We start from the raw sequence: 11,713 nt of genomic DNA, 5'->3' as shown, positions 1-11,713 counted from the left end.
CGGAACCTACCGACGTCTCGTCTTCCGGGGCCACCGGGGGAACCGCGGTCGAGGGGTGATGACGTTCGGCACGCGTTCGGAGATCGCGTTGATGATGACACCGGTGCCATAGGACGCATCGTCGAGGAATCTCATCAGCAGGCTGCGTGCCGGATCGAGGCGTGTCGGACGCAGGATGTGGTCGCGCACCGGCTCCCACACCATGGCTGCCGCGACTCCGCGGGCCAGCGCCGACCGCGGCGTCAGCGCGATCGTTGCCCAGCCCACGGGCCACCAGTCACGGCGCAGAAGGTGACCCGTCCAGAACCAATCCGACCCGAGTGAGCGGGCCGTCTCCTCAGCAACGACGCGCCATGGCATCTCGGGGCCGTAGAGGCGTCGCGTGCGGGCCAGTTCGTAGGCGATGATGCCGGCAGCGATCCAGGGCCTGCCGGTCGAGGCAGAAGCCAGGACACCCAGGCCGGACCATGACGGCGAAGCCGGAGTCAGGCGTCGGGGATGCCGCATCTCCAGGAAGGCCGCGGAACTGCCGTACATCACCCGGCGAGACGTGAAGTGCCTCCAGGAGGCTCGAAGTTCGTGGTGCACCACGACATCAGGCACGTAGCGGACCGTCCATCCGGCCTCGTCCATGCGCCAGAACAGGTCCACGTCCTCGCCGACGCGAAGACCCGGCTCAAAGGGCGGATCCGTCACCGCGCTGCGCCGCACGAGGACGGCCGCGCTCGGCAGCCAGCCCACCGGTACCCCGTGGACGACACGGCTGGGCGCGGCGCCCATATCCAGCTCCGAGCGCGTCTCCTCATAGAGCTCCACGGCGCTCTCGCCTCGGACATCCGGGCGTACTCGCGGTCCGACCGCTCCGAGGTGGGCGTCGTCGAACAGTGGCCGCAGCCGGGTCACCCAGTCGGGGCCGGCCAGGGCATCGGCATCGATGAAGGCGACGAAGGGTGCACTCGTCGCCGTGAAGCCGGTGTTGCGGGCACCGCCGGGTCCGGTGTTGACGCTGTGACGGATCAGGCGGGCGCCATGTCGTTCAACGATCGAGGCGATCCGCCCAGCATGCGGTTCCGGGCTGGCATCGTCGACGACGGTGACTGGGAGCGCCTCGGCCTGCAGGGACGCCAGACAGCGTTCGAGTGGACCGGGATCTCCGTAGACGGGCACGACGACTTCGACGTCGTCCACTGGTCCTCGGTCATAGGGCAACGGGTCCACGATCCCGTGGTCGAGGAGGAATATCGCAGCGTTCTGTTCCTGCGGTGTCTCCGCAACGACTCCCGAACGTCTGCCGGCGCGCACACGCAGGGCGAATCTCCGCACCTCGGACGGAAGCACCGTGACCCGGCGCGGAGAACCGCCCAGGGCAACGCGTCGGGCCCGCAACGCGGTCCCGGGCGTCCACGCCAGCGGGCCACTCGTCGCGGAGCCGATATCCCGCTCCGGCCGCTCCGGGAACGTCGGGGGGCCCCAGTCACGGCTTGACTCCATACCGTTCACGCAGTCTCCTCTGCCGTCGCCGGGCCGCCAGCGCTGTCGATGGCTCTGGACACCACTGAAATCGCGGTCATATGTCTCTACCCCCAACGTAAGGCATGGAGCAAACCTTCCGTGAAGGTGGCGCAGACCGGTCGTCTCGGGCCGTCTGGGCCGTCTGGGCGGTCTGGAACCTGCGGCTGACTAGCGACGACCGGGGCCCAAATCGTGCGTGAACCGATCGTCCTGTACTACTGTGGCCGTCATCACATTCTCGCACCGCACCGCTGGTCCACCGCCGTCCTACCCCTGACGGACGGTGTACGGACCAGGCCGGTTGGGTCATTGACCGGGAGGACCTCCGTGTCTACACACACCGCACTGCCCCAGGGAGGCAAGCGAACCCGCGAGGAGTTCGCCGGCCGCTGGGCCTTCATCTTCGCCGCCATCGGCTCCGCCGTGGGCCTGGGCAACATCTGGCGCTTCCCCTACGTCGCCTACGAGAACGGCGGCGGGGCCTTCATCGTCCCGTACCTGATCGCGCTGCTGACGGCGGGTATCCCACTGCTGTTCTTCGACTACGCGATCGGCCACCGCTTCAAGGGCTCCCCGCCCCTGGCCTTCCGCCGGTTGAGCAGGTGGACCGAGTCCATCGGCTGGTGGCAGGTGCTGATCTGCTTCGTGATCGGGGTCTACTACGCCGCGATCATCGCCTACGCCGCCATGTACACCTGGTTCTCCTTCGGCGAGAAGTGGGGTGATGACCCGGAGACCTTCTTCTTCGGGGAATACCTGCAGGTGTCCGAGGGGGTGGCCCCGAACCTCGAGTTCGTCGCAGGGGTCTTCTGGCCGATGTTGATCGTGTGGATCATCCTGCTCGTGGTCCTGGGGGCCGGCGTCCAGCGCGGCATCGCCATGGCCGCCCTGGTGGGCATCCCGGTCCTGTTCATCATGTTCATCGCCCTGGTGATCGTGGCCCTGTTCCTGCCCGGCGCACCGGAGGGCCTGAACGCCCTGTTCACCCCGAACTGGGGCGTGCTGACCGATCCACAGGTGTGGATCGCCGCCTACGGCCAGATCTTCTTCTCGCTGTCCGTGGGCTTCGGCATCATGATCACCTACTCCTCGTACCTGAAGCGCCGCACCAACCTCACGGGCTCCGGCCTGATGGTGGGCTTCACCAACTCCAGCTTCGAGATCCTCTGCGGCATCGGCGTCTTCTCGGCGCTCGGTTTCATGGCTCAGGCCAACGGGGTCGAGGTCGCGGACGTGGTGAGCAACGGCATCGGGCTGGCCTTCATCGCCTTCCCGACCATCATCTCCGAGGCGCCGGCCGGCGTCCTGATCGGCGTGCTGTTCTTCGCCTCGCTCGTGTTCGCCGGTTTCACCTCGCTGATCTCCATCCTCGAGGTGGTCGTCTCCGCCGTGAAGGATAAGCTCGGTTGGAGCCGCTGGACCACGGTGATCGTGGTGGTCGGCGGTTCGGGGATCATCTCCCTGCTGCTGTTCTCCACCACGTCCGGGCTCAACGTCCTGGATGTCACGGATGCCTTCGCCAACAACTTCGGCATCGTGGGCGCCGCCCTCGTGGCCGTGGTGGTGGTCTCCTGGGTGCTGCGGCGGCTGGACAACATGGTCGGCCACCTGAACGCCGTGTCCTCCTTCCGGGTGGGCCGGGTCTACAAGGTCCTCGTGGCCGTGATCCTGCCGATCGTGCTGGCCTACATGTGGGTCTCGGACGTGGTCCTCAAGGCCAAGGACGGCTACGGAGATCTACCCGCGTGGTTTGTGAACACCTTCGGCTGGGGCATGTCGATCGCCCTCATCCTCATCGCGATCCTGCTGTCCCTGCTCCCGTGGGCCAAGAACTCCGCCCTCGATCGGGAGTTGAATGACAACCTCGAACCGGAGGCACTTCCCGAGCACGAGGGCGCCGGCATGGGCGTCGCCTGGGACACCTTCGGTCAAGGGCGCCACAGCGCCGGCCCGCCCACTGCCCAGCCGTCTACCGTCAATCCTCCGACCGACAACCCTCCGAAGGGAGCCTGATATGGACCCGATTGCCATCGTCTTCATGCTCATTGCGATCGTGGTGGTGTGGGGTGGCATGGCAGCCTCCCTGGTCCACCTGCTGAAGAACCCGGACCACCTCTCGGGTGAGGAGGGCATCGCCCCCGGCCCGACCACCTGACCGACAAGCGCCAATACGCGGCGCCGCACCATGCCGCGGTGCCTCATATTGCCGCGGTGCCACAGCAATCGTGCCGGGCCACTGTGATGATCACTGTGACCCGGCACGATTGCTGTGTGCGGTTGTGTGCGGTTGTGTGCGGTTGTGTGCGGCTGTGTGCTCCGAGGCCGGGGGCGAGCGAGAGCAGGCCGCCCCCGGCGGGCTGTTACTTCCGCATGGACTCGGCGATCTGCTGCATGATCGTCGGGTCGGACAGGGTGGAGGCGTCGCCCGGATCGCGGCCCTCGGCCACGTCCTTGAGCAGACGGCGCATGATCTTGCCGGAGCGGGTCTTGGGCAGCTCCGGGACCACCATGATGTGCTTCGGCTTGGCGATGGCCCCGATCTCGGAGGCCACGTGGGCGCGCAGATCGGCCTCGGCCTGTTCCGGGTCAACCGCCCCGTTCGCCAGGTACTCCTCGGTGAGGATCACGAAGGCCACCACTGCCTGCCCCGTGGTGGCGTCGGTGGCGCCGACCACAGCGGACTCGGCCACCATCGGGTGGGACACCAGGGCGGACTCGATCTCCGAGGTGGAGAGCCGGTGCCCGGAGATGTTCATGACGTCATCCACGCGTCCGGTGACCCACACGTCCCCGTCCTCGTCGCGGCGGGCGCCGTCCCCGGCGAAGTACATGCCCTCGAACCGGGACCAGTAGGTCTCCTTGTAGCGTTCCGGGTTGCCCCAGATGCCGCGCAGCATGGCCGGCCACGGGTCGCGGATCACCAGGAACCCGGCGCCGGCGCCGGCGATCGAGACGCCCGCATCATCCACCACGTCCACCGTGATGCCCGGCACGGGCGTCTGGGCCGAACCGGGTTTGGTGGCTGTGACACCCGGCAACGGGGAGATCATGTGGGCTCCGGTCTCGGTCTGCCACCAGGTGTCCACGATGGGGACAGGATCCTGTTTCCGGGCACCCGGGGTGACGGAGCCGTCGTCGTTCTTGGTGCCTGCGCCGGCGTTGCCGCCCACCACGTCCCGGTACCACATCCAGGCCTCGGGGTTGATGGCCTCGCCCACGGAGCCGAGCACACGGATGGAGGACAGGTCGAAGCTGTCCGGCACGGACCGGCCCCACTTCATGCAGGTGCGGATCGCGGTGGGGGCGGTGTACATGATGGTGACGCCGTACTTGGCCACGATCTCCCACCAGCGGCCGTTGTGCGGGAAGTCCGGGGTGCCCTCGTAGATCACCTGGGTGGCGCCGTTGATGAGCGGGGCATAGGTGACGTAGGAGTGCCCGGTCACCCACCCGACGTCCGCGGTGCACCAGTAGACGTCCGTCTCGGGGTGCAGATCGAAAGTATCCCGGTGCGTGACGGCACCCTGGACGAGGTAGCCGCCCGTGGTGTGCAGGATGCCCTTGGGCGTGCCCGTGGTGCCGGAGGTGTAGAGGATGTACAGCGGGTGCTCGGAATCGTGCCAGACCAGCTCGTGCTCGTCCGAGGCCTCCGCCAGCGCCTCGTGCCACCACAGGTCCCGGCCTTCCGTCCACTCCACGTCCTGGTCGTTGCGCTTGACCACCAGGACGTTGGTCACGGTGTGGCCCGGCTCGGCCAGGGCCTGATCCACGGCGGGCTTGAGCATGGAGGGCTTGCCGCGGCGCCAGGAGCCGTCCGCGGTGACCACGAGCTTGGCCTCGGCGTCGTCCACCCGGGAGCGCAGGGCGTCCGCGGAGAAGCCGCCGAAGACCACGGAGTGTACGGCGCCGATCCGGGCGCAGGCCAGCATGGTGATGACGGTCTCGGTGATCATGGGTAGGTACACGGCCACCCGGTCGCCCTTGGTGACGCCCAGGGACTCGAAGGCATTGGCGGCCCGGCGGACCTCCGCGGCCAGCTCGGCGTAGGTCCAGGACTTCGTGTCGCCCGGCTCGCCCTCGAAGTGGATGGCCACGCGGTCACCGAGACCGGCTTCCACATGGCGGTCCAGGGCGTTGTACGCGGCGTTGGTGGTGCCGCCCACGAACCACTTGGCGAACGGGGCGTCGGACCAGTCCAGGACCTCGGAGAAGTCCTGCTCCCAGTGCAACACCTCCCTGGCCTGCTTCGCCCAATAGCCCAGCCGGTCTGCGGCAGCCTCCTCATAGCGGTCCACTCCCGCCACGGCCTGCGCGGCGAACTCCGCCGAGGGCGGGAAGCTGCGGTGCTCGTGCGAGAGGGTGTCCATGGTTCCGCCGCCGGCAGTGGCTGCAGACGGGGTTGCCGGTTCGTTGGACGCTGCTGTGCTCATGCGTACTCCTTGATGGCGCGGGTCACGTGGTGGCCGCCGGACGATCCACAGTTCGTGTAACGGGCGTCACAGGCGGCCTGCCGTCATAGCCTAACGGTCCGGCGGGCCCTATGACACGGAGTGCGACGATCAGGGGACAACCTCCGGTGCTGCTGGTTCAATGGTACTGAGACCATCCACAGGGGAACCGGCGATCACCGCTCGGTCTGGATGCATCGCCCGGCTCTCCCATTGCGGCGGGTGCCCGGGGGATATCAGGAGGAACCGCATGACCACAGCACCGGATTCATCCACCACCACGCCCGCCGGCGGCCGCGGCGCGGGCTTGCGGCTCACCAGCTGGGATGTCGGCTATTTCGCCTCCGCGCTCGTGGTCCTGGCCGGATCGCTCATCCCGCTGATCACGGTGCGGTGGGGCGTGAACCTCTGGGGCGCCTACAACCTGTTCTTCATCGGCATCGGTGTCCTGCTGCCGCTGACCGCCGCCGGGTTCCAGCTGGCCCGCGCCGCCTCCGGGGCCTCCGCCCGTGACGTCCGCGACGCCGGTCCGCGGCTGGGCTCGCTCAGCACCGAACAGTTCGCGCACGTGGCCGCCTGGCTCGCGCTGGCCTTCTACTTCATCACCTTCGCCACCACCCTGGACCCCGTGTTGCTCATCGGCCTGGCCGGCGGGCTCGGGCTCGTGGTGACCTCCCCGCTGCGCGGACTGGTGGCGCCACTGGTCACCGGGGCCGCAGGACGCGCAAGATCCGCGGGGTCTCCGGCTGCGCGCGCCGGCAGCAGCCCGGGCCAGTCCTCGGCCCACACTCCAGGCCGCACTGCGGACATTTTCCCGACGCCGGCCCCGGCACCTGACGCGGGCGAGGTCCAGGATCGATCCGGCCCGGACGCCGACGTCTGGGACACGTCCGCTGAGCCGGATACCCGCGGCGCGGGGGACGCGGAGTTCGCCGCCGGCGCTGCAGGACGGGACGATGCCACCGGCACGGAGGCGGAGGGCTTCCCGAGCCCCGCCTACGGCCAGCCGACCACGCCGGAGTCCCCGAAGGAGTTCCGGGCGTCGGCAGAGACCGGCGACCAGGAAGACGGGCCAGCAGATGGCCAACCCACCGGGGCCGAGATCGATGAGGAACTCGGGATGACGCGGGTCCGCCCGCGGTCCACGGACGAAGCCGCCGCCTCCGCGACGGCGGCCTTCGGCGCATCGGCCGCCGACACCACCGAGGCCACCGACTTCCCCCAGGACACCGGCACCGCCTCAGAGACCGGTTTCACCGATTCCACCGGTTTCGCCGGTGCTGCAGCGTCCGAACCACCCACCCCCCGGGGCACGGAGCCGGCCGAGTACGAGGCCTTCTGGTTCGCGGTGGGCACCCGCCGTTCGGCCGTGGCCCCGGAGGACGGCCATCCCGTCTTCGAACTGGAGCCCGGCGGCTGGATCCTGGCCCTCGAGGACCGCGGCCAGGAGTTCCTGGTGCAGAACACGGATGGCCGTACCGGCGTGCTGAGGGACCTGACGGACATCGAGCGCGCGTGACCGGAGACCCCACCACCGGCGAGAGCACCCTGGCCCGCACGCGTCGGGCCCGCAAGATCAACCGCGTGCTCGCGCAGACCTACCCGTACGCGGTGGCCGAGCTTGATTTCACCAACTCCTTCGAGCTGCTGGTGGCCACGGTCCTGTCCGCCCAGACCACGGACGTGCGGGTCAACGCCACCACCCCGGGGCTCTTCGCCCGGTTCCCGGATGCCGAGGCCATGGCGCACGCGGACGAGCGGGAACTCCAGGAGATCGTGCGACCGCTGGGTTTCTACCGGAACAAGGCCACGGCCATCCAGGGGCTGTCCCGCGCCCTGGTGGAGCACCACGGGGGCCAGGTCCCGGGCACCGTGGACGCGCTGGTGAAGCTGCCCGGCGTCGGCCGCAAGACCGCGTTCGTGGTGCTGGGCAACGCCTTCGGGGTCCCCGGTCTCACGGTGGACACCCACTTCGGCCGGCTGGCCCGGCGGCTAGGGTTCACCGCACAGCAGGACCCGGTCAAGGTCGAACACGAGGTCGCGGAGCTGTTCGAACCCCGCGACTGGACCATGCTCTCCCACCGGCTCGTCTTCCACGGCCGGCGCACCTGTCATGCCAAGCGCCCGGCCTGTGGGGCCTGCCCCGTCGCCCGCTGGTGCCCCTCCTACGGTGCCGGTGAGACGGATCCGGAAGCGGCAGCGCGGTTGCTGAAATACGAGCTGGCCCCGGGTCGCGAGGAGCTGTTGGCCAAGATGCTGGCGGGGGCGAGCCGCGCCGAGCTGCGGGCCGAGGGCTACAGTCTGGGAGCATGATGGAGATCGACGGAGCGCTCGCGGACCTGCGCAGCCTCGTGGACCGGTACGGCACGCTGGACCCGGACCTGGCGGCCCGGCCCCCGCGGCTGCCGGAGGAACACCGGATTCCCGACGACGGCGGCCGCGGCTGGGATTTCGGCATCACCCTGGTGCCCCCGCCCGGTGAGGAGCCTCCGGTCGAATCGGCGGTGCTCGTGCTGTTCGGGGCGCTCGACGACCAACCGGCGCACTTCCACGCCTCCGCCGTCCCCGAGGACCTGGACCTCCTGCTGACCCAGCGGTCCCTGAGCTTGCGCCAGCACCCGGGCCAGATCGCCTTCCCCGGCGGGCGGAAGGACCCCGAGGACGTGGACCACGCCCACTGCGCTGTGCGGGAGGCCGAGGAGGAGACCGGGCTGGACCGGGACGGGGTACGGGTCATCGGCTGCCTCCCGCCGGCGCCGCTGACCGTCTCGAACTTCCAGGTGACCCCCGTGGTGGGCTGGTGGGACCGGCCCTCGGACGTCTTCGTGGTGGACGAGGGGGAGGCCGCCCGCGTGTTCAGGGTGCCCGTTGCTGATCTCGTGGACCCCGCCAACCGCATCACCACGGCCATGAGGAGGGGGGCCGCTGGGAATGCCCAAGTCTTCAGGAGCCCGGCGTTCCTGGTCTCGGACACACTGGTCTGGGGGTTCACCGCGATCCTCATCGATCGGATCCTGGACCTGCTGGGCTGGAGCCAGGACTGGGACCGGAAGCGGATCGTGGACATCACCGACTGGAACTCCACCATGCCCGTGCCGCAGCCCGAGGACACCCGCGCCAACTTTCTATGAGCCCTCTGGCTCATGATTGACCCAAGATCGTTGGATCCGGCTGGCGGGTGTCATGAGTGCGCGGGCGTGGATCATTGCTGGCGGTAGGTCTGGATGACCTGGGAATCGTCCTTCTGCCCCCAGCCTGCTTCCTTCGCGGCCAGGTATTTTGCCTGCGCTGCTGTGATGATCGGCGCGTCGAATCCGATATCGTCGGCGATTTCCTTCACCAGGGTCGAGTCCTTCACGAAGATGTTGATGGTGCTGGTCACCTCGGCGTCGAGGCCTTCCAGCATGCGGGGGCCACGGTCGGAGAGCATCCATGATCCTCCCGCGCCACCGGAGACGGCGGGAAGTACCTTCCTCGGATCCAGGCCGAGTTGTTCCGCGAGGGCAAGTGCTTCGGCTGCGGCGACGATGTGTACCGAGCACAGCAGTTGGTTGACCGCCTTGTAGGACTGGCCTTGGCCGATCGTCGGACCGCAATCGATGATCGTTCCGAATGCTTCGAGGATCGGCCGTACATCATCGATCGCCGTCGAGGATCCCGAGGCGAACAGCCTGAGATCCCCGGTAATGGCCCGGGCAACGCCCCCGGTGACGGGGACGTCGAGCACTCGCACGGTTGGCCGGGCTGCTTCGGCCACTTCGCGCACCGCCTGAGGTCCGACGGTGCTCATCACTACCAGAATGCTGCCGTCCCTCAGGTGACGTAGCAATCCGTTCTCGCCCAGCGTCGTCGCGCGCAGCTGCTCCGGTGTGGCGACCATGCACACGAGGACGTCCGCATCCGCCGCGGATTCCGGTGTCGGTTCGGTGTGCAGTCCTCGTGCAGTCGCCTTCTCGCGCTGTTCCGCGCTCGGGTCGACGCCGGTGACATCGAACCCGGCCTCGATGAGTTGCTCTGCCATCGGCAGACCGATGGCACCGATGCCGATGAAGGTGACACGGCGAAGTGGCGATGGTGACATGAATGACTCCTTAGGTGTCTGGAGGTGGGGTGGGCTCAGAGGAAGAGCTGGAGCAGGAGGCACACGGCCAGGCCGATGACAGCGAAGGTGGACTGGGCGAGGGTGTAGATCTTGAACGTTCCCTTGGTCGTGAATCCCAGCATCTGCTTGAAGATCCAGAAAGTGTTGTCGGTGACGTGCGCCCCGAACGCCGCGCCGGTGCCAGCGGCCAGCATGATCAAGATCGGCAGGGCGTCGACGGAGCCCATAATGGGGGCGAGCAGGGTGGCTGCGGTGATGGCGGCCACCGATGCCGATCCCTGCGCGATGCGCAGGACCGCGGCCACCGTCCAGGTCAGCAGGACCGGTATCGCTGCGTTGGCCTGGAACACGGTTGCCAGCATGTCGCCGATGCCGACCTCGGTGATCACCTGCCCGAGAGATCCGGCGACGCCGGTGAAGAGCAGGATCGAGCCGGAGGTCTGGGCGCCTCGGGTGAGCAGGTCGTCGATGCCGTCGCGCTTGACGACGGGGATCGCGAGAAGGATGCCGATGATCAGGCCAATGAGCAGGGCGACCACGGGGCTGCCGAAGAAGCCGAGTACGGGGATTTCCTGGCCCAGGATGCCGGTGACGGTGTCCAGGATGATGAGCAGGATCGGCACAATGACCGGGAGCATCGAGACCACCAGTGGCAGCTGGCGGGAGGGGGCCGTCACGACCAGGGTGCCCGCGGAGCTGCCGGCGACCTCGGTGGTGCCCTTGGTGGTGATATCCGTCTCGCGATGCGCCTCGAGGCGGGCGCGTTCCTCCTCGATGGACTCTCCGAAGAGGGAATCGTCGAAGCCGGGGTCTAGGTCCGTCGCCGGATTGAAGAACTTCCGCATCATCAGGTCGTGCAGGAAGATGCTGGAGATGATGAAGAAGATGCCCAGGGGGATGCCCCACAGCAACATGGTGCCGAGGTCGACCCCGAGCGGTCCGGCGACCGCGATTGCCGCAACCCCGGGAACCACGATGAGCAGGCCGACCTCAAGACCGATGGCCAGTGAGCCGGCCAGGGTCGCGATACTCTTGCCGGTCCGTTTGGCGATGGTGCCGGCGAGGGGCGCCAGGATCACCAGGGCGACGTCGAAGTAGATCGACGGGAAGATGATGCCCGAGGTGAGGCCCAGGACATAGGGCGATCGCTTCGGTCCGACGAGTTTGAGCAGGCCGTCGACGACGCGCTGCATCGTGCCGGTCGCCGAGAGCGTGGTGCCGATCATGACGCCGAAGCCGATGATCAGGCCCACTTCGGCCATGAGATTGCCGAAGCCGATGTTGACGGCTGCCACTGATTCGTCGAAGCCGAGACCGGCAGCGACGCCGAGATACAGTGCGCCGACGACCAGGGCGACGACGGGGTTGATCTTCGCCCAGACGATCATCAGAACGATGCCGATGACTGCGATGGCGAGATGGACGAGGACGATTATGTCCATGTCTTCTCCATAACGGGTAGCGCCGGAGTTACCGGCAGTCGGATGGTGGTCGAGCAGGGAATAGTCGGCGATCGAGACGACCGGGGCCTCGGTGGACGGCATTGAGTCGAGTCCGTGACTCCTCGTCGTCCGCTGACACTCGTGGTTCGGCGGGCCAGTCGACCAGCGGGAACTTCGTGGCGTTGAAACCGGCCCCGTGAAGGGCCATC

General features: G+C 68.0%; 9 protein-coding genes. 5 read left to right on the top strand and 4 right to left on the bottom strand.

All coding sequences use genetic code 11. The features are described from left to right. Positions 1 to 6: 6 nt before the first annotated feature. Positions 7 to 1,491 (bottom strand): mycofactocin biosynthesis glycosyltransferase MftF, encoded by a 1,485-nt coding sequence (mftF, locus tag ACSU1G_RS28800; protein WP_439284361.1) that lies wholly within the window; start codon positions 1,489 to 1,491, stop codon positions 7 to 9. Positions 1,492 to 1,839: 348 nt separating this feature from the next. Here mftF and ACSU1G_RS28795 point away from each other — a divergent pair, with 348 nt between their 5' ends. Together ACSU1G_RS28795 and ACSU1G_RS28790 are read left to right on the top strand one after the other, a co-directional pair. Next, positions 1,840 to 3,525: a sodium-dependent transporter gene (locus ACSU1G_RS28795; protein WP_439284115.1), complete on the top strand. Its 1,686-nt coding sequence runs from the start codon at positions 1,840 to 1,842 to the stop codon at positions 3,523 to 3,525. Position 3,526: 1 nt separating this feature from the next. Continuing rightward, the gene (locus ACSU1G_RS28790) at positions 3,527 to 3,667 is read left to right on the top strand and encodes a methionine/alanine import family NSS transporter small subunit (protein ID WP_439284113.1); all 141 of its coding nucleotides are present in this window, start codon (positions 3,527 to 3,529) and stop codon (positions 3,665 to 3,667) included. Positions 3,668 to 3,872: 205 nt separating this feature from the next. Here the strand turns inward: ACSU1G_RS28790 and ACSU1G_RS28785 are convergent, their stop codons facing one another. Further along, positions 3,873 to 5,942, bottom strand: coding sequence for an acetate--CoA ligase (locus ACSU1G_RS28785; RefSeq protein ID WP_439284111.1), 2,070 nt, complete (start codon positions 5,940 to 5,942; stop codon positions 3,873 to 3,875). 268 nt (positions 5,943 to 6,210) lie between these two features. Here ACSU1G_RS28785 and ACSU1G_RS28780 point away from each other — a divergent pair, with 268 nt between their 5' ends. The 3 genes from ACSU1G_RS28780 to ACSU1G_RS28770 are packed head-to-tail and all read left to right on the top strand — an operon-like array spanning position 6,211 to position 9,091. After that, the gene (locus tag ACSU1G_RS28780; protein WP_439284109.1) at positions 6,211 to 7,479 is read left to right on the top strand and encodes a hypothetical protein; all 1,269 of its coding nucleotides are present in this window, start codon (positions 6,211 to 6,213) and stop codon (positions 7,477 to 7,479) included. Then, positions 7,476 to 8,273 (top strand): endonuclease III, encoded by a 798-nt coding sequence (gene nth / locus ACSU1G_RS28775; protein WP_439284107.1) that lies wholly within the window; start codon positions 7,476 to 7,478, stop codon positions 8,271 to 8,273. The genes ACSU1G_RS28780 and nth overlap by 4 nt, the downstream gene beginning before the upstream one ends. Further along, positions 8,270 to 9,091, top strand: coding sequence for an NUDIX hydrolase (locus tag ACSU1G_RS28770; protein ID WP_439284106.1), 822 nt, complete (start codon positions 8,270 to 8,272; stop codon positions 9,089 to 9,091). Before nth ends, ACSU1G_RS28770 begins: the two co-directional genes overlap by 4 nt. 71 nt (positions 9,092 to 9,162) lie before the next feature. Here ACSU1G_RS28770 and ACSU1G_RS28765 read toward each other — a convergent pair whose 3' ends face one another. Both ACSU1G_RS28765 and ACSU1G_RS28760 read right to left on the bottom strand, forming a co-directional pair. Beyond that, a complete protein-coding gene (locus ACSU1G_RS28765; RefSeq protein ID WP_439284104.1) occupies positions 9,163 to 10,041 on the bottom strand; it encodes an NAD(P)-dependent oxidoreductase in 879 nt (292 codons plus the stop codon). 35 nt (positions 10,042 to 10,076) lie between these two features. Beyond that, positions 10,077 to 11,606 (bottom strand): GntP family permease, encoded by a 1,530-nt coding sequence (locus tag ACSU1G_RS28760; RefSeq protein ID WP_439284102.1) that lies wholly within the window; start codon positions 11,604 to 11,606, stop codon positions 10,077 to 10,079. Between the last annotated feature and the right edge of the window lie 107 nt (positions 11,607 to 11,713).

The sequence above is a fragment of the Microbacterium sp. A93 genome (assembly GCF_051842835.1).
The sequence above is the reverse complement of the archived record's forward strand: the minus strand, read 5'-3'. Positions and strand labels throughout refer to the sequence as shown.